The sequence below is a fragment of the Aeromonas sp. CD genome, assembly GCF_033349375.1.
Taxonomy (GTDB): domain Bacteria; phylum Pseudomonadota; class Gammaproteobacteria; order Enterobacterales; family Aeromonadaceae; genus Aeromonas; species Aeromonas hydrophila.
This window is the reverse complement of the sequence record NZ_CP137631.1, coordinates 2,765,061-2,787,703: the sequence shown is the minus strand read 5'-3', so window position 1 is coordinate 2,787,703 and position 22,643 is coordinate 2,765,061. Positions and strand designations below refer to the sequence as shown.

Below are 22,643 nucleotides of genomic sequence, written 5' to 3'. Positions count from 1 at the left end.
GATTTCAGGACTCCGACAAGGTGGCACAACCGGTGGTGACAGGCTGGTGCGTGGCAAGATGGTGGATGGCAAACCAGAGCTGACCGGCGGCGATGCCACCGTCATTGAGCGGCAGGGTTTCGCTGGTCAATACCTGCCGACTGGCGGCTTCGAGAGCGGGCACCAGCTGGTCCATCAGCACCCGGTTTTGAAACACGCCGCCCCCCAGCACCACCGGATAGCCGGGGAAACGCTCGGCCAGGGCGATAACCAGATTGCTGATGGCGCGGATAAAACCGGCGGCCAGGCGGGCGGTTGAGGTGCCTTGGCGCCGCTCGTGGACAAGGGTATGGATGAGCTCGGCCCACTCGATCTGCAGTGGCCCCTCTGCTGATTGGCTGAGATCAAAGGCGAGGGGGAAGGGCAATTCATCGGGGGCTAGCCGCGAGGCGGCTGCCTCCAGCAAGAGCCCCGCTTCGCCCTCGTAATCCGGGGTATCAATCACCCCCAAGAGCGCCGCCACCGCATCGAACAGCCGACCGATGGAGCTGGTGTAGGGGGCGTTGCGACCCAGCTGCCAGAGCTGGTGCAGGTTGCGGATCCGCTCAAGGGGCAGTTTGTTGATCAACGGAATATCGAGGGCACTGATCTCATCCACGCCATAGGATTCGAACAGCAGCCCCAGCAGCTGGCGCACCGGCTCGCGGATGGCCGCCTCGCCGCCGATCAGCTTGAAGGGTTTGAGGTGGGCAACCCGCTCAAATCCCCGAACGTCTGCGATCAGCAGCTCGCCGCCCCAGAGGGTGCCGTCATCGCCAAGGCCGGTGCCATCGAAGGCAACACCCAGCACCGGGCCCGTGATGTTGTGCTCGGCCATCACCCCCAGCAGGTGGGCGTGATGGTGCTGCACCTCGAGGTGGGTGGCACCCTGATTCTGGCAATACCTTTTGGCCCACTGGTGGCTGAGGTAGCCGGGGTGGCGATCCGAGACCAGCCGTTCGGGGTTGAGATCGTAGAGTTCGCGAAAGGTGGCCAGGGTCTGCTCGAAGTGCTCCTGCATCGGCAGGCTGTGCAGATCGCCGATATAGGGGCTGTAGATGCGCTGGCGGCCGAAGGCGAGCGCCAGCTGGTTCTTCTGTTGCGCCCCGACAGCCAGCAGCGGCGCCTTGACCGCCTCTTGCAGGCTGGGAGTGCAGGGGGCATAGCCCCGGGCGAGGCGCAACGTCTGGCGCCGCCCGCCCGCCCACTGCACCAGACTGTCGTCGCAGGGGTGCAGGATGGGGCGGTTGTGATCCAGGATGCCGTCAATCTCGCCCCCGAGTTCCCTGACCACCGCCTCGCACTCGATATGGATCGGGCTGCCGCGACCATTGGCGCTGGTCGCCACCAGCGGCATGGCACAGGCGTCCAGCAGCAGCTGATGGAGCGGGGTATAGGGGAGCATGATGCCAAGGTAGGGGATGCCGGGGGCAATCCCCTCGGCCAGCGGCGCGGTTGTCAGTTGGGATTCTGACGGTCGATCATCATTTTTGCGCTTGCGCAGCAGGGTGATGGGTCTGGCCTGAGAGGCGAGCAGCTTCCACTCGGCTTCGCTGCCGGTGACATGCAATTTGGCCTCGGCAAGGGAGCCCATCATCACCGCCAGCGGCTTGCGCGCGCGCCGCTTGAGCGTTCGCAATCTGGCAACACTCTGTTCATTGCGGGCATCGCACATCAGGTGATAACCCCCCATCCCCTTGACCGCAATCAGCGCCCCCGCTTGCAGAGCGCTTGCAGCTGCTTGCAGGGCGTCCTCGCGCTCGGCCAGCGCATCGCCGCGGCCACTGCGCCAGCTGAGATGGGGCCCGCACTCGGGGCAGCTCACCGGCTGGGCGTGGTAGCGTCTGTCCAGCGGGTTTTCATAGGCCGCTGCGCAGCGCGGGCACATGGCAAAGCCCGCCATGGCGGTGTGGGGTCTGTCATAGGGGAGGCGGCGGATAATGGTGTAGCGCGGGCCGCAGTGGGTGCAGTTGGTAAAGGGGTAGCGATGGTGGCGATCCGCAGGGTTGGCCACATCGTTGGCGCACGCCTCGCACATCCCCTGATCCGGCGAGATGGCGACCGTGGCGGCGCTCTGCTGCTGGCTCGCTTTAATTCGAAACTGGCCATGAAATTGGCCATCGAAGTCGGGATCATGAGCGAGGGGCAGTTCCCGCTCGCTGAAGTGATCAATGCGGCTAAGCGGCGGCGCCAGTTCCCGCAGTTCGCGGGCAAAGGCTGTGAGCTGCTCAGGGGATCCTTCGGCGCCAATGGTGACGCCGTTGGCATCGTTCAACACATAACCGGCAATGCCGTGGCGCAGTGCCAGCCCATAGACGAAGGGGCGAAAGCCGACCCCCTGCACTATACCGTCGATATGAAATTCGCGGCGCAGCCGGTTGGCCGCATGACTCGGAGAGATAGCGGGGGCGATGGCAGCGCTCATGCAGGCTCCATCTCATCTTGAGTGGCTGGCAAACGCAGCACCCGGCGCTCGTTCTCCTCGCGCCGCACCCAGCCATCCATCTCCATGCGCAGGCAGAACGGAATGGCGTATTTGCGCGACAAACCGGTGATCTCCTTGAAGGATGCCATGTCGATCAGATCTCCCACCTGCTGGCCCGCCAGCACGGCGGCGACCATCTGGTTGTACAGGGCGGCGTCGTAGTAGATGGGGCCATCGAGCTGCACCAGATACTTGAGTCGCGCCAGATTGCGCAGCTGCTTTTGCAGGGCGCCTTTTTGCAGCAAGCCCTGCTGCAGGGCCGCGGGCAGCTTGCGGGTGATAAAGGGATCCAGCGCCACGCCGCCGGGGCCCAGTTTACCGGGCTCGTACCCCTCCTTGCCTTGATCTCGCACCACCTTGAGCACCAGCAGTGCCTCTTCTCCCAGATCATCTTCCGACTCGCCGCTGCCCGGCTGCCACTTGTCATGGTGCAGACGGATCAGCTGCTCGCTTTTGAGCTGCTGGAGCAGGGCCTGAGTGACCGGTAGGGCTATGCCAAAGCGGGTCGTGAGCTCCGCTGCGCTGAGCGGTTCGCCGACCAGGGTGGCGAGCAGCTGGTCGCGGCTCTGGGTGAGCCAGCAGCTATCCAGCAGCCAGTCACCGAGGGGGGTGACCTGCTCGGGCCGCTGGTCAAAGCGGCTGGCCAGCACATAGCCATTGAGCCCCAGCTGCAGGGTGGCCGGGTTGTAGCGCGCCAAGTCATCAGGCAGCTCGCCCAGCAGGGCGTGCAGCGCCTTGCGTCTGGCGGGATGGATGTCACCGCACCAGACGATGCGGGCGCCGTGCAACAGCTCGCTGCTGCCGTGGCGAATGATGGCAAGCGGCTGGCCAAAGAAGCAGGGGATGGGGCTGGCAAAGATCAGCCGTGCCAGCTGGGTGTCCTTGATGGGCACGAAACGGGCCCGGCCATGCCAGCTGCCGAGGGCCACTTCGACCTCGCGGTTGCGCTGCTCCCGGATGCTGCCGCCGACCACATTTAGCCGCACGATCAGATGAGTCGCTGCCTCGCACTGGCCGGCAGCGCTGGTGAGGCAGTGACCGCGTGCCACCTCCTTGTGGGGCACTTTTTTCAGGCCCACTGCCACCCGGCAGACGGCGCCAATCTCGTCGACGCTCTGGTGATAGGCCTGCAGGGAGCGCACCTGCACCTCCCGATCGGCGGGGTAGAGGCGCAGCTTGTCCCCCACCTTGAGGCGGCCCTGTTGCAAGGTGCCGGTGAGCACTGTGCCGGTGCCATTGGCGGTAAAGACCCTGTCCACATACAGTCGCGGGGCGGCCTGTTCGCGGGTTGTATGTGATTCAGGCAGATCGGCAAGCTGGCGAACGATAGCGGCGTGCAGGGCAGTCATATTGGCGCCGGTTTTGGCGCTGACGCTGACGATATCGGGCACCATGCCGCTCTCGTCCATCACCCGCTCCAGCAGGCTCTCTTCAAGCAGTAAAAGCTCATCGGGCGTTACCAGATCGCACTTGTTGATGCAGACCAAGAGGCGCGGCACCCCCATCGCCTTGAGCAGGCTCAGATGATCGCCGGTCATCGGCATCCACCCCTCGTCGGCGGCGATCACCAGCAGCACCAGATCCAGACTCCAGAGCCCCGCCACCATGTTGCGGATATAGCGCTCGTGGCCGGGCACATCGATGACGCCTATGGTGTTGCCCTGACCGTCGTCAAAGTGGGCAAAGCCGAGATCCTGAGTCATGCCGGTGGCCTGCTCGTGGGCGCGGGCGGTGGTGATGCCGGTGAGGGCCTTGATCAGCAGGGTCTTGCCGTGATCCACGTGGCCGGCAAGGCCGATAACGGCGCGATAGGGGGTCATGGGATCAGGGCTCCTCGCTCGCAGTGATCGGGGTGGGCAGCAGCAACGCCTTGAGTTGGGCGATCAGCAGATCCATTTCCGCTGGCAGCAGGGTCGCCATATTGAGCAGCACCTTCTGCTGGCGCACGGTGGCGATGACCGGCACCGGCAGTTCGCGCAGGGCGTCGAGCAGTTGCTGGGCTGGGCGCGGGTCGGTGCACTCCAGCGCAGGGGCCGGGTAGAACTCGTCCGGCAAGGTGCCGCCACCCACTACCAGCTGGGCGGGGACCGGCACAAAGCAGCCGGGCAGGGCAGATATCAGCTGGGAGGCTCTCGCCTGCATGGCGGCAGGATTGCTCAAGGTGCGCTGGGCGATACCCTCGCCGACGGGAGATTTGTTGAGCTTGTGGATGAGCAGGCGCTCGAGCAGGGAGTGGATGATGCGGCTCGAGCGGAAGGTGCGCATCATGGGGTGTTTTTCCAGCCGCTTGATAAGGTCGCTGCGGCCGCTGATGATGCCCGATTGCGGGCCCCCCAAGAGCTTGTCGCCTGAGTAGCAGACCAGATCCGCCCCTGCCTTGATGTACTGGCGCACCGAGGTTTCATCCGGCGCAAACTCCTCGGTGGTCAAGCCGGAGCCCTGATCCACCGCCAGCACCACGTGCTCGGGCAGGGCGCGGGCCACCTCGCCGATATCGGGGGATTCGGTAAAGCCGCGAATGGCGAAATTGGATCTGTGAACCATCAGCACCAAGGCGGTCTGCTCTGTGATGGCATCCAGGTAATCCTTGGCGGTGGTGATATTGGTGGTGCCCACCTCCACCAGCTTGGCGCCGGAGAGGGCCAGAATGTCGGGGATGCGAAAGCCGCCGCCAATCTGGATCTGCTCGCCGCGCGAGACGATCACCTCGCGCCCCTTGGCCACCTCCTGCAGCAGCAAAAAGAGCGACGCGGCGTTGTTGTTGACCACCAGCGAATCCTCGGCCTGGGTGAGGCAACGGAGCAGGGGGGCGATCAGCCCCTTGCGCCCACCGCGCTTGCCGGTGGCGAGATCCAGCTCCAGATTGTTGTAGCCGGTATTGAGGTCACGCACCTCGTCCCACAGATCGGCACTTAACGGCGAGCGCCCCAGATTGGTGTGCACCAGGGTGCCGGTGGCGTTGATCACCCGGGTCTGACGCTGGCGCAACTGCTGCTGGCAGCGCTTGGCAATCAGCGCCTCAAGGTGCTCAGGGGTAACCCCATGCTGGCGAAACGCCTCGCTCTGGCGCAGTTCACTCAGGGTGTCGCGCACCGCCTGGGTCACCAGCGGGCGGCTCAGCGCCTCGATAAAACCGGCGAGAAAGGGTTGCTGCAGCAGCTGTTCTACTTGTGGCAAGCGACGCTGGTTTGCTGGAGTCGCGGCATAAGAGGCGCTGGGGGCGAGGGAGGATACGTCAGACGGAGTTGGCATGGGATGACCCGGGCTGTGCGTGGGAGTGACATGCACGCCGCCTTGCCGGAGGAAGGCCGCTTCAACGCTGCTTATTTGCTGCTTTTCGCCATTCATGAATTAATAAAAAAGGCGAATGGATAAATTAATGTTCGAGCAGATAAATAAGGGTGTCGGAGCGCATTCAGATTATATTGGCAATGCGACAGGCGCCTTGTTAGAACAATGTGTGAAACAGTCGTCAACCAGTCTGAAAAATAATTGACGGTTTCTCTCCAATATATGAAATTTGGCGGAAGAGGCAGGAATCGAACCTGCCAAAGCCTTCTCGGCTCTCATCGGTTTTGAAGACCGAGGAGGCCACCAGACCCCATCAGCTTCCGCAATGGCCACCATTTTGTGGCAATTTTCTGTGACTGGCAACGCTTTTTTATGTTTAAAAATAGCGAGTTGGCCGATTTTCTGAAAAATGTTCGCGCGTTGATTTATATCAATTTCATGGCAATTAGCCCGATGTTTTTAATTTAACATCGGGCGTTTATATATGCCTTTAGAGGGAGCGCAGACTGCTGCCGTTAACAAGCCGGCAAATAATCGGTGGCCGCATTGGTGATATTCCACTGGGCCAGCCGGTTTATTAACAACTCGCTATCTTTAGCCTCTTCCAGATGATCGTAAAGATAATCCATGGCGCGGCTCACCATCTCGGTCATCGGGAAGGAGAACGCGACTATGGCCGGTTGTACCCCGACAAAGATCACCTCGGGGACAAAAGTCTTGAGCTCATCGATCAAAAAATTGAGCGGCATATTGTGGGTCGAGAAGATAAACATCTCGGCGATGGTGTCGGGGGGGATCACCTGCAGGGTACCCGCCTTCTCGCCGATCTCGGCGGCATCCACCAGCACCACTCGCTCCGGTTGCAGCTCCCGCACCTTGTAGACCACATTCTCCGGTGCGATGCCGCCGTCGATATGGAGCCAGCCGGGCAGGGGGGCGGCTTGCAGCTTGTCGGCGAGATAAGGGCCGGCACCGTCGTCCCCCATCATGGCATTGCCCACGGTCAACACGAGATTGCAGCCCATCAGCGGCTCCTTACCATCAGGTACATATGGGGGTCGTTATAGAGGGCGGTGAGCTGATCCATAAAGGTGTTGGTCCAGCCCAGCTCCTGCTCATCGAGCAGATTGCCTGCTTTGCGCAGCCGGTCGAAGGCACAGGCCAGCATATGGCAGTGCTCGCGATAGATGGTGATCTCGCCAAAGGTGAGAAACCCCTCCATCTTGCGGCGCGCTTCGCTGCCTGCCTCCAGTTTCGCTACCCAGTCGCGATAACCGGTCAGCGAGCAGACCAGGTCTGCTCGCAGGCAATCGACAATGCCGAGGTGGTGGCCGATGGCGAGGCTGTAGTACATCACCTCTTTGGCTTCCTCGGGGACATCGAACTGCTCGTCGACGAACTTGCGGGAGAGGCGATAGAAGAAAACCTGGTCAGCCATGCACCGCCTCTCCCTTGCCGGCCGCCCGGTTGAGGCAGGCGTTTGCGAGGTTGTTGACGATCTCCGCCAGGCGCGGATCGTCGTGCTGATCGAGGTAGCTCTGGATGCGCAGATCCACATCCTGCTGGGTCGCCCCTTCGAGCAGGGCCATAAACTCGTCGGCGATGATCCGTCCCTGCCGGTAACCGGCCATGCGGCGCGCTTCGCGCTCGATCATTACCCGGATTTCGTTGGGGATGCCGGTGTGGCGCAGTTCGACCCGCTCACCCGGTTGCACCTGGTGGCTGGTAGCTTTGAGTTTCTGTTCAAGCAGACCGAGCGCCACGGCAAAGCCGTAGATGGTGGCGGCGGGAGTAGGCGGGCAGCCGGGAATATAGACATCCACCGGTACGATCTTGTCGGTGCCGCCCCAGACGCAGTAGAGGTCGTGGAAGATGCCGCCGTCACAGCCGCAGGCGCCGTAGGCGATACAGATCTTGGGATCGGGCGCCGCCTCGTAGGCGCGCAGGGCCGGTACCCGCATCGCCCGGGTCACCGCGCCGGTAAAGAGCAGGATGTCGGCGTGGCGGGGGGAGGCGACCACCTTGATGCCGAAACGCTCGGCATCGAACAGCGGGGTGATGGTGGCGAAGATCTCGATCTCGCAGGCGTTGCAGCCGCCGCAATCGACCCGGTAGACATAGGCCGAGCGGCGAATGTCCTTGAGCAGGGTCTTCTTGAGTTTGGTGATCTCGGGATCCTGTGCCAGCGGCACGGCGCGGGTATGGGCATGGCCGACAACCGGTTCTATGCCTTTGATCTTGCTCATCACATCCACTCCTTTTGTGCGGCCATCGGTGTGGCTATCGGTGTGATCAGGGCCGAGTCAGGCTGGCTCAGCATGCTCTGTTTTCGTTTGCAGTCGGGGCAGTGGTGCAGGCGCTCCGGGGTCGCGAGCGGCGTGCCCGCCTGCTTGAGGGTGTCCTCCACCAGCGCCACCAGTTTGCTCGGGGCAAAGTAGGTGCCGCACAGGGTGCAGGGGGCCAGCGCAAAGCGGGCCTCCTCATAGAGATCCGCCTTGTTGGTCACCGCCAGCTCGAACTCGGGGGAGAGGGCGATGGCGCGGGTCGGGCAGACCTCCTCGCAGCGGCCGCAGAAGATGCAGCGCGCCATGGAGATCTCCCAGCGCCGTTCGCCGGTCTCCATGTCCACTTCCATCACCAGCGCATTGGCCGGGCAGGCCTTGGTGCAGGCGGCGCAGGCGATGCATTGATCCGCCTGATATTTCGGTTTGCCGCGAAAATCCCTATTCACCTCATAAGGGGCGAAGGGGTATTTGGCGGTCGGGGTGCCAGCCTTGAGGATGGTCTTGAACAGCTTGATCATGATGACCCCTTATTTCAGCGGAGAGTTTTTGCGATCGATGCCGTAGCGCTCGATCTCCTTGTAGGAGACCACGGTGGATTTGCCCTTCTTGGGGTCGACCAGAGTGACCCGGTCGGTACAGGAGTAGCAGGGATCCAGACTGCCGATGATGAGCGGCGCATCCGCCACGGTATTGCCGCGCAGCATGTAGCGCAGAGCAGGCCAGTTGGCGTAGGTGGCGGCGCGGCAGCGCCAGCGGAACAGTTTCTGGTTGTCCCCGGTCATGCTCCAGTGGACGTTCTCGCCGCGGGGCGCCTCGGTAAAGCCCAGCGCAAACTTGCCCGGCTGATAGGTGAAGCCTTCGGTGAGCAGTGGCCCTTCCGGCAGGTGCTCGAGGCCGAACTCAATCATGTCGAGGGAGTCGTAGAGCTCGTGGATGCGCACCAGCACCCGGGATTGCACATCGCAGCCCGCCTTGGTCTGGATCTCCATCGGCAGCTCGCGGTAGCCGGCAAAGTCGTGGACCCGGCGCACGTCGCGCTTGAAGCCGCTCGCCCGCACCATGGGGCCGACGCAGCTGAAATCGCGGGCAATTTGCGGGTCGAGCTTGCCGATACCGATGAGGCGGGAAGAGATGTTGGCGGTATCAAGCAGCATGGCCACCAGGGGTTTGAGCTCATCACGCAGTTCGCGCACCAGCTGGGCCCCCTTGATGCGATCTTCCTTGAAGATGTCGCGGCGCACCCCGCCAATCAGGTTGAGGCCGTAGGTCTTGCGGGCACCGGTCAGCAGCTCGGCCAGGGTCATGGATTTTTCCCGCACCCGGAAGAACTGCATGAAGCCGGTGTCGAAACCGGTGAAGTGGCTCGACAGGCCGATGTTGAGGATATGGCTGTGCAGGCGCTCCACCTCCAGCAGCACGGCGCGGATCATCTTGGCCCGCTCCGGCACCGGAATGCCCATGGCGTTCTCCACCGAGGTGGTGTAGGCGACGCTGTGGGTAAAGCCGCAGATGCCGCAGACCCGGTCGGTCAGAAACGCCACTTCGTTGTAGCCCATCCGGGTTTCCGCCAGCTTCTCCATGCCGCGATGGACATAGAAGAGGCGGTAGTCGGCATCGATGATGTCTTCGCCATCGACGAACAGACGAAAGTGGCCCGGTTCATCCGAGGTGATGTGCAGCGGGCCGACCGGCACGATGCGGTTGGCATCACTGCCGAGCTCATTGACGAAGGGGTAGGTCTCGGTGTCGGTGGTGGGCATCGGGCGCTGGCGATAATCCATGGCGTCCTTGCGCAGGGGGTGGATATCCTCCGGCCAGTCATCCGGCAGTACCAGACGGCGTTCATCCGGCAGACCGATGGCGCGCAGGCCGTACAAGTCGCGGATCTCCCGCTCGCCCCACACCGCCGCCGGAATGGTCGGGGTGATGGAGGGGTACTCCTGGGTATCGGCATCCACCAGCACCTTGACGGTGATCCAGCACTTGGTGTCGCCCTCCATGGAGAAGACGTGGTAGACGGCGAAGTGGCCGTTGAGGCTGCGCTCGTCATTGGCAAAGGAGAGCGGAAGCCAGCCCCCCAGCTGATGGAAGATCAGGCTGGCGGTCTCAACCAGACTGGTGGGCTTGACGGTGATGGTGGCCTGATCGGCGGTTTGCCACTCCTCGTCGACGATGGCGTGGGGCAGTTGTGCTCGCACCTGCTGGATGTAGTCGCAGCCGATGCGATCCGAAATGGCGATGGTCATGCAGTTCTCACTTTAATGTTCGGGAATGAGCATTCACAAATGATGAAATCGGAAAAAGTTGCTGTGCTGGCGGGCATGATTCAGATCCCGACCAGATAGGCGAGCAGCGCCAGCAGGGCCAGTCCCAACCCGTAGCGGGTGAGCTTGTGGGTGCGCACGAACTGGGTTCGGGCCATGGCGTTTTCGATGATGCCAGCCAGCAAAAAGGCCACCAGCAGCTTGCAGGCGAGGATCAGCGCTGCGCCGATGAGCGCAGGCAGACTCCAGTTGGCCGCCTTGCCGAAGGGGAGGAAAATCACCAGAAAGAGCTGCACCACCACCAGTTGCTTGAGGCCGATGGAGAGCTTGAGCAGGGCCAGCCCCGCACCGGAGTACTCGGTAAGCGGTCCTTCCTGCAGCTCCTGCTCGGCTTCGGCGCAGTCAAAGGGCAGCTTGCCCATCTCGACAAACACCGCGAAGGCGCAGGCGGCGCCGGCCAGCAGGGTGGCGATGGGGGCGGCCAGTGGCTGGGTCGCCACATAGCTGCTGATGTTGCCCAGATCCGAGCTGCCCACCATCATCGCCATGATGAAGCAGGCGAGCACCAGAATGGGCTCCACCAGAATGCCGAGGGTCAGTTCGCGGCGGGCGCCGATCCCTGCAAACATGCTGCCGCTGTCGAGCCCCGAGAGGGAGAAGAAGAAGCGGAAGATGGCGAATAGATAGATATCGGTGATGAGATCCCCGGCGATGGGGAAGGGAGATTCGTGAGTCAGGGTCGGCAGCGCCATCCCCACCAGCAAGAGGGCGGCGATGAGCAGCGCAGGCATCAGGTTGAAGATGATGCCGGCAGGCTCGGGGGTTACCTCCTGACGGCGCAGGAGCTTGGCGATATCCCGGTAATCCTGCAGCAGGCCCGGCCCCTGACGGGAGTGCATCTTGGCCCGCAGCACCCGGTTGAAACCGGTGGCGAGCGGCGCCAGCGCCAGCATGGCGATGGCCTGGGTCAGGGCAAGGGCAACCATGCCCCAGCTCGGCATTTCAAGAATAGGCATATCAGACTCCTACAGCCATCAGGATAAAGAGCGCCAGCACAAGGCCGTGCAGCAGCCAGCCGGTGTTGCTGCTGGTATCGCTCACCCCGTGCAGGGCGCTGGCCAGATCGAGCTGCGGCTGCTTGCGATAGAGCGGCGCGCAGAGTTGGCGCAAGGTGTGGGTGACACCGCCCGAGGTGAGGCTCATGCGCTCCTCATAGGCGTAACCACAGGCCCACGGGGTGCCAGCGTGACGACGACCCAGCTTGGGCCCCTTGAAGATGGCCAATACCAGCAGCGGGATGAGGAACAGCCCCAGCAAGGTGATGGCGATAACGGGCGGGGAGAGGATCGCCTGACTGCTATCGAGTGGCAGCAGGGTGGCGCCAGTGGCCACGTTCATTTGGCCGCTTACCAAGGCTTGACCATAGCTGGCGATATGTGGGGCAATCCAGGGGGCGCCCAGACCCAGCACCAGACAGACCGCGGCCAGCAGCAGGGTGCCTGCCACCATGGCGCCCGGCACTTCGCGGGCGTGGCTCGCTTTCTCGCTGCGCGGTGCGCCGCAGAAGCAGATGCCGTACACCTTGACGAAACACATCACCGCCATGGCGCCGGTCACCGCCAGCATCACTGCCGCGAGCGGCGCGACGACGGAGGTGCCGAGTTTGGTCATGGAAAGGAGCGACTGATAGATAAACCACTCGCTGACAAAGCCGTTGAGCGGCGGCAGCGCCGAGATGGCCATGGCACCGATGAGGAACGCCAGCGCGGTCCAGGGCATCAGCTTGGCCAGCCCCCCCATCTTGTCCATATCGCGGGTGTGCAGGCGGAACATCACCGAGCCGGTGCCCATAAAGAGCAGACTCTTGAAGATGGCGTGGTTGAGCAGGTGATAGAGGGCGCCGAGCAGCCCCAGCACCACCAGCGCCGGTTGCTGGTTGGCGATGCCGATCATGCCGATCCCCATCCCCATCAGGATGATGCCGATGTTCTCCACCGTGTGGTAGGCGAGCAGCCGCTTGAGATCGTGCTCGGCCAGCGCAAACAGCACCCCGAGCACTGCCGAACAGGCACCGAAGATCAGCACCACATAGCCCCACCAGAGCTGGCTGGCGCCGAGAAAATCGATGCTGACCCGCAAGATGCCAAAGAGACCCAGCTTCACCATCACACCGGACATCAGCGCCGAGATATGGGACGGCGCAACTGGCTCGGCCACCGGCAACCAGCCGTGCAGCGGCACGAAACCGGCGCGCAGACCAAAGCCGCAGAAGCTGAGCAGGAACACCAGGGAGGCCAGGGCGCCCGCCAGATGGTGCTCGCGCAGCGCGGCGAACTCCAGCGAACCGCTTTCACGGCAGAGCAGCCAGAAGGCGATCAGCACCAGTGCCATGCCAATATGGTTCATCACCAGATAAAGGCGGCTCTGCTTGGCAGCCTGCGGGTTGGTCTTGACCAGCCAGTAGGTGGTGAGGGTCACCAGCTCGTAGCAGAGCAAGAAACCGAGTGCGTTGTCGGCCAGCACCATGCCCACCATGGCAAACAGGAAGAGGTTCATCAAGGCGCCGATGGCCACATCGCCCTTGCCCTGATATTCGCGGATGTAGGCAAAGGAGTAGAGGGCGACGGCGATGCCGACGGTGCTAATCACCAGCAGCATCAGCGCAGAGAGCATATCGAGGTGAACCGAACCCAGCAGCCAGAGCTGGCCGTCGACGGGCGCGCCTTGAGCAAAGATCTGGATGGCGGCGACCAGACCCGCGAGCGAACCCAGCAGGGCAAAGCCACTGTTGAGGCGGTTGGCCAGTGCGGGCAGCTTTTGCAGGAGCAAACCGGCGGCGGCGCCCAGCAAAAAGAGCAGGAGCGTGGCCATAACAAGGGGGGACAACATCAGCACGCTCCCTCTGTGGTGGATAAATCGGATGCAGGGAGCGCCGTGGCGGGCGCCGAGAAGGCAGAGGCCCCTTGCGGGTTGGTGTCGGCCGCATGCTGGCGACGGATACGGGCGGCGCGTTCGGTGTCGCCGTCATTGACCAGCTTCAGTGCCTGGGAGGGGCAGGCACCGACACAGGCCGGGCCATCGGTGCGAAACTCGCACAGGTCGCATTTGACCGCGATGCTGCGCACGCCCGGCTCCCAGCTCAGCAGATCCTCGCCAAAGCAGCGCAGGCCGGCAGAGGTGGAGGGGTTGCTGGAGCGGATGGAGCAGGGGATATAGGTGTCGTAACTGGTGGCCACGGCCACCGGACGGCTGCCGCCGCTCTGGATGGCGCCAAACGGGCAGGCCACGGCGCAGAGGTTGCAGCCGATGCAGAGCGACTCGTTGAGTTGCACGCAATCGCCGGTCTGGCGAATTGCCTCGACCGGGCACACCTTGCTGCAGGGGGCATCGTCACAGTGACGGCACTGAACCGGCATGGTCGCCTGCTCGTGTCGCATAACGGTTAAACGGGGGGCTTGTTGCAAACCTTGCGCTTTGTGTACCTCGCTGCAGGCCGCCATACAGGTGCCACAGCCGATACAAAGCTTGGGGTCAGCGATAACGAAGCGGTTCATAGCCTACCTTGTCGTGTCGCGAACGGAGAAAGTAGGGGCAGGTTGGCAAGATACGGGCCAGCTTGGTTTTGCCTAGCTGGATGAGTGTAAGTGTTTGTTTTTAAATGACGTTAAAAATAGCGCCGACAGGTGTCGAGGGCTTGACCCACTGTCGAAGCGTGACGTTCGTCACTTGTGACGAAGGGGAGGAGAGGGTTCGTCACCCCGCAAAACGGTATCGGCATGGATGAATGCGGGGTTGTGACAAGGGGCGAAAGGGCTATGGGTCTGCGGTAGGGCATCGGTGGGAGAGAGTAGGGAGCAAAGAACGACGTGAATTGCAGCGTTCCCCAACATATGGCCGCGGTGGTGTGCTCCCTTCTCCCCTTGTGGGAGAAGGGCTGGGGATGAGGGGGGAAGTCAGCTATATGGTCGCGGTGCACGGCGCTGCGCTTGTTGCACCCTACGGCTGTCGTGAGAAGGGGAGGTATCTGCGGTTTGCACCCTTCTCCCCTTGCGGGAGAAGGGCTGGGGATGAGGGGCCGTAATCGGGGTTAGCAGAAACAAGAGAGGGAGGCCAATGCCTCCCTCTCTCTTTAGCGCAACTCACGCCATCAGATATCCACCTGGGATCCCAGCTCGATAACCCGGTTGGGCGGGATCTCGAACTGATCCGGTGCCCGCAGGGCGTTGCGCTGCAACAGCATAAAGAGCTTGCCGCGCAGGTAGAGATACCAGGGGCGCTCCTTCATGATCAGCGACTCATGGGCCATGAAGAACGAGGTCTCCATCATCCGGCAGCTCAGTCCCTCGGCGTTGCAGCGGTGGAAGATCTCCTCCACGTTGGGGGTCTCGCGCCAGCCGTAGCTCGCCACCACCCGCCAGAAGGTGGGGGAGAGTTGCTCGATGCAGACCCGGCGCACGTTGTGGACGTAGGGCACCTCTTCCACCCGCAGGGTGAGCAGGATGATCCGCTCGTGCAGCACCTTGTTGTGCTTGAGGTTGTGCAAGAGCGCGTGGGGGATCACGTTGACCACCCGCGACATATAGACCGCCGTGCCGGCCACCCGGGTCGGCGGGGATTTTTCCAGCGAGGCGATCATCGGCTCCAGCGAGTTGCCGTGCTCGTTGAGGCGGCGAATAAGCTGAAAGCGCTCGCTCTTCCAGCTGGTCATCACGGTGAACATCACCGCCCCCAGGGTGAGCGGCAGCCAGCCGCCGGAGAAGATCTTGGCGAGGTTGGCGGCAAACAGCGGCACGTCGATGGCCAGCAGCGCGATAAACAGCGCGGCCACCAGGTACTTGTTCCAGTGCCAGCTGTGGCGAGCCACCGAGCAGGAGAGGATGGAGGTCAGCACCATGGTGCCGGTGACGGCGATGCCGTAGGCCGCCGCCAGATTGCTGGAGTGCTCGAAGCTCATGATGACGATCACCACCGAGATATAGAGCATCCAGTTGATGACCGGAATATAGATCTGGCCGGACTCCTGCTCGGAGGTGTGCACGATGCGGATGGGAGAGAGATAACCGAGCCGCACCGCCTGCCGGGTGAGCGAGAAGACCCCGGAGATCACGGCCTGCGAGGCGATCACCGTGGCCAGGGTCGCCAGCAGCAGCAGCGGCAGCAGCGCCCATTTCGGTGCGAGCAGGAAGAAGGGGTTGGTGATGGCCTCGGGATGGGCCAGCAGCAGCGCCCCCTGGCCGAAGTAGTTGAGCACCAGGGAGGGCAACACCACCATAAACCAGGCGCGCCGGATCGGGCTCTTGCCAAAATGCCCCATGTCGGCGTAGAGCGCCTCCACCCCGGTGATGGCCAGCACCACGGCGCCGAGGGCAAAGAAGGAGGCGGTCTGGTACTTGGCAAAAAAGCGCAGCGCCCAGACGGGGTTGAGCGCCCCCAGCACCTCGGGATGCTGGAAGATGCTGTTCAGGCCCAGCACCGCCAGGGTGATGAACCAGGTGAGCATGATGGGGGCGAACAGCTTGCCCACGGTGGCGGTGCCGTGTTTCTGGATGGCGAACAGCAGGGTCAGCACCAGCACCGAGAGCGGCACTATATAAGGGTCGAGGGAGGGGGCGGCGATGTTCAAGCCCTCGATGGCCGACATCACCGACATGGCCGGGGTGATCACCACCTCGCCATAGAAGAAGCTGCCGCCAATGAGCCCCAGGATGATCAGCAAGGGGGTCCACTTGGCCGGGGTGTTGCGGGTGGCCAGCGACATCAGGGTGAGAATGCCCCCTTCGCCGGCGTTGTCGGCCCGCATCACGAAGGAGAGATACTTGACCGAGACCACCAGGATCAGCAGCCAGAAGATCAGTGAAAGAAAGCCCAGGATGGAGGCGGGCTCCACCCCGAAACCGAACTGGCCGGAGAGGCACTCGCGCAGGGTATAGAGCGGGCTGGTGCCGATGTCGCCATAGACCACGCCGATCGCCGCCAGCGTAACGCCGGACAGGGCTTGTTTGTGATTACCGTTCATGAAGTTGTCTGTCAGTTTGATGGTGACGATTGGCCAGCACGGGCCGCCCCCGTCTATCGGGCGTGCGGCAGGTGCCGCAGGAACGCATTAATGGATTGCGATGGGAAAGGGAGCTAACTGGATATAAAGAGGCTCATCATGGGACACAGTCTGTTCATCTGCCGTTAAGGGTATAATGACACACCCGTCGTGGGTTTATGCTCAGGTATAAATAATCAAAAAGGGGTGGCTAACGAAATTATTAATTGGCCGCTGATTGAAATACCCCGTCCAACCCCTGGTAAGTGATTGTTTTAGCTGGCTATCCATTTTTGCCAGCGTTTTGCATCAAGCTGGCTAAGAAATAAACGATAAAATGCTGACCAATAAAGAGGGGCTTTAGCAGTAAAGGAGAGGGGGTTAGGCTGCGATGGAGTCTTTATTTATCAAGAGACAGCAAGTAGGGTGCAATGAACGAAGTGAATTGCACCACTAATTTTAAATCGCGTACTAGAACGATAAATATTCTATTTTAACTTGGTTATTTATTCTTACCTCGAATTTCAACAATGCTATCATCGGTACCCAAAGTCATATAAACCATATCAGACTCATACCATGGGAGGCCTAAAGTTACACCAGTTAAATTCTTCCATGCATCCTTGGTATGAACTTCTAATGTTGGTATTTGCAATTTCATCTCAGAGATAAAACCATCAAGCCAAATGTATATGTCATCCAATATTGAACTAGATGGAATGTCATTAATATTGATGAATTTAAAGTTAATGGCCACCATCCAAACATTAATTGGTTCTGTGATTTTTTTAACTTTATGTGTTACTTTTATGTTTCTTTTATTTATATGGCTTTTTTCAATAGTATTATCAATGAAATTATTTGGGTTCTCAGAGAAGAAAATTGCTGCCTCAATATTTCTCTGAGCAGGTAATACTGGAGTAGGAATGCTATTTTCATCTACAATAAGATCTGCCGTTCTGAAGATAACATCACCTTCCTCTTCAAAAGGATCATAAGCTATAGAAGCTAACATATGTCGTGCGCGATTAGGCTCTATTAACTCAAAATTATCATCCTCTAGTAAAGCATTATGCAGTGCAGTTAATCGAGATGTTTCTTCCACCTCATCAACAGAAAAAAAGGATGACTCTGAGGTTGTGGACGGTACAGATACAAATCCGTTGAGTAAATTTATATGAAGCCACCCGCAAAGCCAAGACTCATTCCAAGGCCATTTGATTTTTTCATTCGGTGGTGGAACTTTATCACATCGCCAAGAGTCAGGGTTATATTTAGATAATGCAAATTTTGATAATTGCCATGATTCAAGTTGGTTCAGGCGTATTGTTCTATTACAACGAGATTGAGCTCGAGATACAGGTGAGATATGTGTGAAATCAATAAGAGTGTTTAAAGTATCACTAAATAATCTTATATAATCAGCTTGACTAACTCGAGCATCAGTTGTTGCAGTCCATTTTGAGTTTTCTAGAGAGAAAAATTTATATTCATCGTATATCCCGCAAGGAGTCTTTACTTTTGTAATTGCATCAGACCCCAGTCTTACAATATGGTCTTTCGTTGAGCCAGACAAATCTACTAAAGCGGGTATCCCAATGCAAACAGAATAGTGAGTCTCCTTTTCTCCAATTATATTTAAAGTTGTGGCTGAAATAGCTTCTTCAAGAAACTGTTTATCAGCAATAGTTTTAATGCCACTACACTTAATAATTGAACAACGTAATTGTGGTAATAGGCCTTCCTCTTGCGTTAATCTTTTAGGTTCTCGGTATAATGGAAAGTGTTCTTCATCTATAAATCCAGTTGTACTAGTTGACACAATTGGCTTAATGAGTTTATTGAGCGCATCTACTATTTTTTCAAGTAGGTTATTTTCATATGAAAATTCAGGTAGTATGGGGATGTCATCTGAGTGGCGTCGGATTAAAACTGGGAATGTTAATGAAAAGGACCAGTCTTGCCCACCACAGTCAATCCATCTAGCTCGAAGAATTGGATTTGCTCGAATCTCACGAATTAAAGTTAAGCCATCTGTAAAGTCCAAATCAAAATTAGGGTAGTCATTTAAATATTCTCGTTTACCCTGTGGGCTGATTTTGATATTCGTAATAAAAAGTCCTTTCGAGCAAGAGAACTTTGTGAGTGCGATAGGTAATTCTGCGAGTTCTCTAGAGCTAACAGACTTATCTGGGTTGTTATGATATTTACATTGGGTAATGTGTATGTTCCCTTTTGGATCAAGGGAGTGAATATCTCTCGCTCCATCACCTGGCCCATCAGTAATTCTAATTTGATGATGGCCCCTGATAAAAAGTAAATCACTCGCTAGATCCAGCATTGATATCGGATTTATTTCAACAGATAGCTTCTGTAAAGCATCACGATCATTATTTGCAGTGAGAGACATAAATTTCCTGTTTTTAATCTGTTCTACTTTAGAGTTTCATTTCATTGAAAGAATACTTAAGGCGCTGGCTGCCAAGTGATACATATTAACCGGAGGGATAGAAAAATGAAGGGGCAGGGGCCTAAAACCGGCTCTGGCTCAACAAATCAGCCAAGAGGCGGCTCATTTTGGGCTCTTGGCTTGCTTCCCCGGATTTCGTCCCTTTGCTTGCGTGTTTTATGGTGTCCGATCCTTGCTCTAAATCCCTCTGATCTGCTCCGTAAAGTGGTTGGGGCAGGGTCTTGTCAGCCAGTGTCGACCTCGTCACTTTTGTCATGTCGAGCAGGGGGCTGGCCCCTTCGTCACCCTCGTCAGTTACGGCAAATGCCGCCTTTACCATCCAGATTACCTCTTTATTTTCATTGGTTTGTGATTTTATGGCGGCCATCTGCCCGTGTTGGTCTGATAAATGCTTTGTGGGGGCAGACCGTGTTGTCGCCTGCCAGGTGGGTGAGGGCGGTCGGGTGTAACGAACCATTTAGGATCCCTCTCTATGAACAGCTTCGTGATTGCAGATCCCAGTCTCTGTATTGGGTGTCGTACCTGTGAGGTGGCCTGCGCCGTTTCACACCAGTCAGGGTCCTGCAGCGGGACCCTTGAGCGGGAGGGCGGCCTGCATCTTGCCATCGAGGATGGACATCTGGTCTCCAAGGACAGCCATTTTCAGCCGCGCCTGAAGGTGATCGTGGGCAGCAAGGTGACCACGCCGGTGCTCTGCCGCCAGTGTGAAGACAAGCCGTGCGCCATGGCCTGCCCGAACAATGCCATCGTCAGCGAGGATGGTTGCGTCAAGGTGTTGCAGGCGCGCTGCATCGGCTGCAAGTCTTGCGTGGTGGCCTGTCCTTACGGCGCCATGGCGGTGGTGGTGAAAGAGGTGGCCCCCACGGCCGATTCGCTCTTCAAGCGGCCGCAGACCAAGGCGCAGGCGCTCAAGTGCGATCTCTGCCAGCACCGCGAGGCGGGCCCGGCCTGCGTCGAGGTGTGCCCGACCCAGGCGCTGCGGCTGGTCACGCCGGCCCACCTTGACACCCTGAACCGGCAGAAGCAGTTGGCCAGTGCCGAGGCCCTGCTGGCGATGCCGGCGCGGGTGTGAGCGGGCTTGCCGAGCCGTTTTTCGTTAACAAACAAGAGTGTGAGTCATGAAAAAAGTCATTACCGTGTGCCCCTATTGCGGCACCGGTTGCAAGATCAACCTGCTGGTTGAAAACGACAAGGTGGTGGGGGCCGAAGGCGCCAACGGCCGGACCAACGAGGGGCAGCTCTGCCTCAAGGGCTATTACGGTTGGGATTTCTTGAACGACACCAACCTGCTGACCCCCCGTCTCAAGAGCCCGATGATCCGCCGCGAGCGCGGTGGCAAGCTCGAAGCCGTCTCCTGGGATGAAGCGATCGAGTTCGCCAGCAGTCGCCTTTCTGCCATCAAGGCGAAATATGGCCCGGACGCCATCATGACCACCGGCTCTGCCCGTGGCCCCGGCAACGAAGCCAACTATGTGATGCAGAAATTTGCCCGTGCGGTGCTTGGGACGAACAACGTCGATCACTGCGCGAGGGTGTGACACGCACCCTCAGTCTCCGGTCTGGAGACAACGGTAGGCAACGGCGCCATGAGCAACGCCATTCCCGAAATTCAAGAGACCAAGTGCCTGCTGGTGTTTGGTTACAACGCTGCTGACTCTCACCCCATCGTCGCCCGCCATATCCTCAAGGCGAAGGCAAACGGGGCCAAGGTGATTGTGTGTGATCCCCGCATGGTGGAGACCGCCCGCATCGCCGATCAGTGGCTGCCGCTCAAAAACGGTTCCAACATGGCGCTGGTCAACGCCTTCGCCAACGTCTTGATCAATGAAGGGCTCTACAACAAGGCGTTCGTCGCCAACTACACCGAAGGGTTCGACACCTTCAAGGCCACGGTCGCCAAGTACACCCCGGAATATGTGGAGGGGATCACCGGCCTCAAAGCCGCCGATATCCGCGCCGCCATTCGCACCTATGCCGCATCGCCTGCTTCCATGATCCTGTGGGGCATGGGGGTGACCCAGTACGGTCAGGCGGTGGACGTGGTCAAGGGGCTGGCGGGGATTGCGCTGCTGACCGGCAACTTCGGTCGCCGTGGTACCGGCTGCGGGCCGGTACGCGGGCAGAACAACGTGCAGGGCACCTGCGACATGGGGATGCTGCCGCACCAGTTCCCGGGTTATCAGTCGGTGAGCGACCCCGCCATCAGCGCCAAGTTTGCCAAGGCGTGGGGCGTGGAGTCGCTTTCCCAGAAACCCGGCTATCGGCTGACCGAGCTTGGCCACAAGGTGGAGGAGGGCAAGTGCAAGGCCTTCTATATCTTTGGGGAAGATCCGGCCCAGACCGAGGCAGACTTGGGTCAGTTCCGCCGTACCCTGGCGGGGATGGAGCTGGTGATCGTGCAGGATATCTTCATGACCCAGACGGCCGAGATGGCCGACGTCATTTTGCCCGCCACCAGTTGGGGCGAGCACGAGGGGGTCTACAGCTCGGCGGATCGCGGCTTCCAGCGCTTCTACAAGGCGGTGACGCCGCCGGACAACGTGAAACCCGACTGGGCCATCTTCTCGCTGATGGCGACCGCCATGGGGTATCCCATGGAGTATCGCGACACCGAGCAGATCTGGGACGAGCTGCGCGGACTCTGCCCGCTCTACGCCGGGGTCAGCTATGACAAGATGGCCGATCTCAAGAGCGTGCAGTGGCCCTGTCCGACCGAGGATCACCCGGGCACCAGCACCCTGTTCGAGGGGAACGTGTTCACCACCCCGAGCGGCAAGGGCCAGCTGATAGCCTCCGAGTGGCGGCCGCCGCTGGAGCAGCCCTGTGCCGAGTACCCGCTGGTGCTCTCCACCGTGCGCGAGGTAGGTCACTACTCCTGCCGCTCCATGACCGGCAACTGCTCGGCGCTGCAGACCCTGGCCGATGAGCCCGGCTATGTGCAGATCCACCCGAGCGATGCCAAAAAGCTTGGGGTGAAGGATCAGGCGCTGGTCTGGATCTCGTCGCGCCGTGGCAAGGTGATCACCCGCGCCAACTACAACGAGCGGGTCAACGCCGGGGTGGTCTACATGACCTACCAGTGGTGGATCGGGGCCTGCAACGAGCTCACTATCGAGCACGTGGACCCCGTCTCCTACACGCCGGAGTACAAGTACTGCGCAGTGAAAATTGAGCGTATCGAGGAGCAGCCGGGGGCGGAAGTGTACGTCCAGACTGAATACAGCGCGCTCAAGGCGAAATTGCGCAGCGCCGCCAAAGGGTAATCGTCGTTAATAAAGTGGATCCAGGCTCTGTATACAGGGCCCGGATCCGCTCATCCTTTTTTCAGCTGGCAGGTGTCCATCATGAAAAATGAATTAAATCTTTCGTTCGGGATCTTTTATGTCTCCGCTTATTTGCTGGTGATGTTGTTAGGGATTGGGTGTTTTCTATGGCACGACGAATTGATATTTCTGCTGGGGTTTGCCTTCTTCGGCTGTTTTATCGCCGCGCGCATCGCCATGAGCGCCGTGCTGGCGGCATTGAGCGTGCAGGCGGCCTGGCTCATCGCCTTTCTCTCCACCACCCTGGTCAACTGCCTGCTGGCGGGCGTGCTGGGGCTCGGGGTCTATCTCACCCATCGGGTAGTGTCGGTGGAAATAGCTGACAATATCAGTGGGTTATTGCTGGGGCTTCAGCTCTTTTCGGCCGCCTTCATCTTCGGCGGGCTGAAGCTGCACAACTACCGGCTGCTCTCCTCATGAGCCTGCGACAGCGGCAACAGGGGCAGAGGAGGGGCCAGTTGGCAGCGATATGC

17 protein-coding genes and 1 tRNA gene are annotated in these 22,643 nt (G+C 59.7%); 3 read left to right on the top strand and 15 right to left on the bottom strand.

Translation table 11 applies throughout. The features are described 5' to 3' along the window. Positions 1-4 precede the first annotated feature (4 nt). From hypF to R2E40_RS12805, 15 genes are all read right to left on the bottom strand, one after another. On the bottom strand, positions 5-2,443 hold the full coding sequence (gene hypF / locus R2E40_RS12875; RefSeq protein WP_318163535.1) for a carbamoyltransferase HypF: 2,439 nt from the start codon (positions 2,441-2,443) through the stop codon (positions 5-7). Then, positions 2,440-4,323, bottom strand: a complete 1,884-nt coding sequence (gene selB, locus R2E40_RS12870) for a selenocysteine-specific translation elongation factor (RefSeq protein WP_318163534.1) — start codon at positions 4,321-4,323, stop codon at positions 2,440-2,442. Before selB ends, hypF begins: the two co-directional genes overlap by 4 nt. Before the next feature lie 4 nt (positions 4,324-4,327). Beyond that, positions 4,328-5,755 carry an L-seryl-tRNA(Sec) selenium transferase gene (gene selA / locus R2E40_RS12865; protein ID WP_318163533.1) on the bottom strand — a complete coding sequence of 476 codons (1,428 nt, stop codon included), beginning with the start codon at positions 5,753-5,755 and terminating at the stop codon, positions 4,328-4,330. Between the two features lie 269 nt (positions 5,756-6,024). After that, positions 6,025-6,116 (bottom strand) — tRNA-Sec (locus R2E40_RS12860). Positions 6,117-6,309: 193 nt separating this feature from the next. Continuing rightward, entirely contained in the window at positions 6,310-6,819 is a 510-nt protein-coding gene (hycI, locus tag R2E40_RS12855) for a hydrogenase maturation peptidase HycI (protein ID WP_318163532.1), read from the bottom strand. Next, positions 6,819-7,232 carry a formate hydrogenlyase maturation HycH family protein gene (locus R2E40_RS12850; protein ID WP_318163531.1) on the bottom strand — a complete coding sequence of 138 codons (414 nt, stop codon included), beginning with the start codon at positions 7,230-7,232 and terminating at the stop codon, positions 6,819-6,821. The genes hycI and R2E40_RS12850 overlap by 1 nt, the downstream gene beginning before the upstream one ends. Next, a complete protein-coding gene (locus R2E40_RS12845) occupies positions 7,225-8,040 on the bottom strand; it encodes an NADH-quinone oxidoreductase subunit B family protein (protein ID WP_043168358.1) in 816 nt (271 codons plus the stop codon). The genes R2E40_RS12850 and R2E40_RS12845 overlap by 8 nt, the downstream gene beginning before the upstream one ends. Continuing rightward, a complete protein-coding gene (locus R2E40_RS12840) occupies positions 8,040-8,597 on the bottom strand; it encodes a formate hydrogenlyase complex iron-sulfur subunit (RefSeq protein WP_005345227.1) in 558 nt (185 codons plus the stop codon). Before R2E40_RS12840 ends, R2E40_RS12845 begins: the two co-directional genes overlap by 1 nt. Positions 8,598-8,606: 9 nt before the next feature. After that, the gene (locus R2E40_RS12835) at positions 8,607-10,325 is read right to left on the bottom strand and encodes a hydrogenase large subunit (protein WP_318163530.1); all 1,719 of its coding nucleotides are present in this window, start codon (positions 10,323-10,325) and stop codon (positions 8,607-8,609) included. A gap of 80 nt (positions 10,326-10,405) precedes the next feature. Beyond that, positions 10,406-11,359, bottom strand: a complete 954-nt coding sequence (locus R2E40_RS12830) for a respiratory chain complex I subunit 1 family protein (protein WP_318163529.1) — start codon at positions 11,357-11,359, stop codon at positions 10,406-10,408. A gap of 1 nt (position 11,360) precedes the next feature. Continuing rightward, on the bottom strand, positions 11,361-13,232 hold the full coding sequence (gene hyfB, locus R2E40_RS12825; RefSeq protein ID WP_318163528.1) for a hydrogenase 4 subunit B: 1,872 nt from the start codon (positions 13,230-13,232) through the stop codon (positions 11,361-11,363). Then, on the bottom strand, positions 13,232-13,897 hold the full coding sequence (locus tag R2E40_RS12820) for a 4Fe-4S dicluster domain-containing protein (protein WP_318163527.1): 666 nt from the start codon (positions 13,895-13,897) through the stop codon (positions 13,232-13,234). Before R2E40_RS12820 ends, hyfB begins: the two co-directional genes overlap by 1 nt. Positions 13,898-14,490: 593 nt before the next feature. Beyond that, complete coding sequence (gene kup, locus R2E40_RS12815; RefSeq protein WP_010633733.1) at positions 14,491-16,359, bottom strand: low affinity potassium transporter Kup; 1,869 nt, start codon at positions 16,357-16,359, stop codon at positions 14,491-14,493. Positions 16,360-16,879: 520 nt separating this feature from the next. Continuing rightward, entirely contained in the window at positions 16,880-18,787 is a 1,908-nt protein-coding gene (locus tag R2E40_RS12810; protein WP_318163526.1) for a restriction endonuclease, read from the bottom strand. Positions 18,788-18,908: 121 nt separating this feature from the next. Further along, positions 18,909-19,304 (bottom strand): hypothetical protein, encoded by a 396-nt coding sequence (locus R2E40_RS12805; RefSeq protein WP_318163525.1) that lies wholly within the window; start codon positions 19,302-19,304, stop codon positions 18,909-18,911. A 15-nt stretch (positions 19,305-19,319) separates the two neighbouring features. Here R2E40_RS12805 and R2E40_RS12800 point away from each other — a divergent pair, with 15 nt between their 5' ends. From R2E40_RS12800 to R2E40_RS12790, 3 genes are all read left to right on the top strand, one after another. Continuing rightward, entirely contained in the window at positions 19,320-19,919 is a 600-nt protein-coding gene (locus R2E40_RS12800) for a 4Fe-4S dicluster domain-containing protein (protein WP_017781341.1), read from the top strand. A gap of 46 nt (positions 19,920-19,965) precedes the next feature. Beyond that, positions 19,966-22,110 (top strand): formate dehydrogenase subunit alpha, encoded by a 2,145-nt coding sequence (gene fdhF / locus R2E40_RS12795; RefSeq protein WP_318163524.1) that lies wholly within the window; start codon positions 19,966-19,968, stop codon positions 22,108-22,110. An 81-nt stretch (positions 22,111-22,191) separates the two neighbouring features. Beyond that, positions 22,192-22,590 (top strand): hypothetical protein, encoded by a 399-nt coding sequence (locus R2E40_RS12790; RefSeq protein WP_005301849.1) that lies wholly within the window; start codon positions 22,192-22,194, stop codon positions 22,588-22,590. The last annotated feature ends 53 nt before the right edge of the window (positions 22,591-22,643 follow it).

Coding starts and splice junctions, on each gene's coding strand:
- hypF (WP_318163535.1), bottom strand. CDS start 2,443: ATGAGCGCTGCCATCGCCCCCGCTATCTCTCCGAGTCATGCGGCCAAC.
- selB (WP_318163534.1), bottom strand. CDS start 4,323: ATGACCCCCTATCGCGCCGTTATCGGCCTTGCCGGCCACGTGGATCAC.
- selA (WP_318163533.1), bottom strand. CDS start 5,755: ATGCCAACTCCGTCTGACGTATCCTCCCTCGCCCCCAGCGCCTCTTAT.
- hycI (WP_318163532.1), bottom strand. CDS start 6,819: ATGGGCTGCAATCTCGTGTTGACCGTGGGCAATGCCATGATGGGGGAC.
- R2E40_RS12850 (WP_318163531.1), bottom strand. CDS start 7,232: ATGGCTGACCAGGTTTTCTTCTATCGCCTCTCCCGCAAGTTCGTCGAC.
- R2E40_RS12845 (WP_043168358.1), bottom strand. CDS start 8,040: ATGAGCAAGATCAAAGGCATAGAACCGGTTGTCGGCCATGCCCATACC.
- R2E40_RS12840 (WP_005345227.1), bottom strand. CDS start 8,597: ATGATCAAGCTGTTCAAGACCATCCTCAAGGCTGGCACCCCGACCGCC.
- R2E40_RS12835 (WP_318163530.1), bottom strand. CDS start 10,325: ATGACCATCGCCATTTCGGATCGCATCGGCTGCGACTACATCCAGCAG.
- R2E40_RS12830 (WP_318163529.1), bottom strand. CDS start 11,359: ATGCCTATTCTTGAAATGCCGAGCTGGGGCATGGTTGCCCTTGCCCTG.
- hyfB (WP_318163528.1), bottom strand. CDS start 13,232: ATGTTGTCCCCCCTTGTTATGGCCACGCTCCTGCTCTTTTTGCTGGGC.
- R2E40_RS12820 (WP_318163527.1), bottom strand. CDS start 13,897: ATGAACCGCTTCGTTATCGCTGACCCCAAGCTTTGTATCGGCTGTGGC.
- kup (WP_010633733.1), bottom strand. CDS start 16,359: ATGAACGGTAATCACAAACAAGCCCTGTCCGGCGTTACGCTGGCGGCG.
- R2E40_RS12810 (WP_318163526.1), bottom strand. CDS start 18,787: ATGTCTCTCACTGCAAATAATGATCGTGATGCTTTACAGAAGCTATCT.
- R2E40_RS12805 (WP_318163525.1), bottom strand. CDS start 19,304: ATGGTTCGTTACACCCGACCGCCCTCACCCACCTGGCAGGCGACAACA.
- R2E40_RS12800 (WP_017781341.1), top strand. CDS start 19,320: ATGAACAGCTTCGTGATTGCAGATCCCAGTCTCTGTATTGGGTGTCGT.
- R2E40_RS12790 (WP_005301849.1), top strand. CDS start 22,192: ATGAAAAATGAATTAAATCTTTCGTTCGGGATCTTTTATGTCTCCGCT.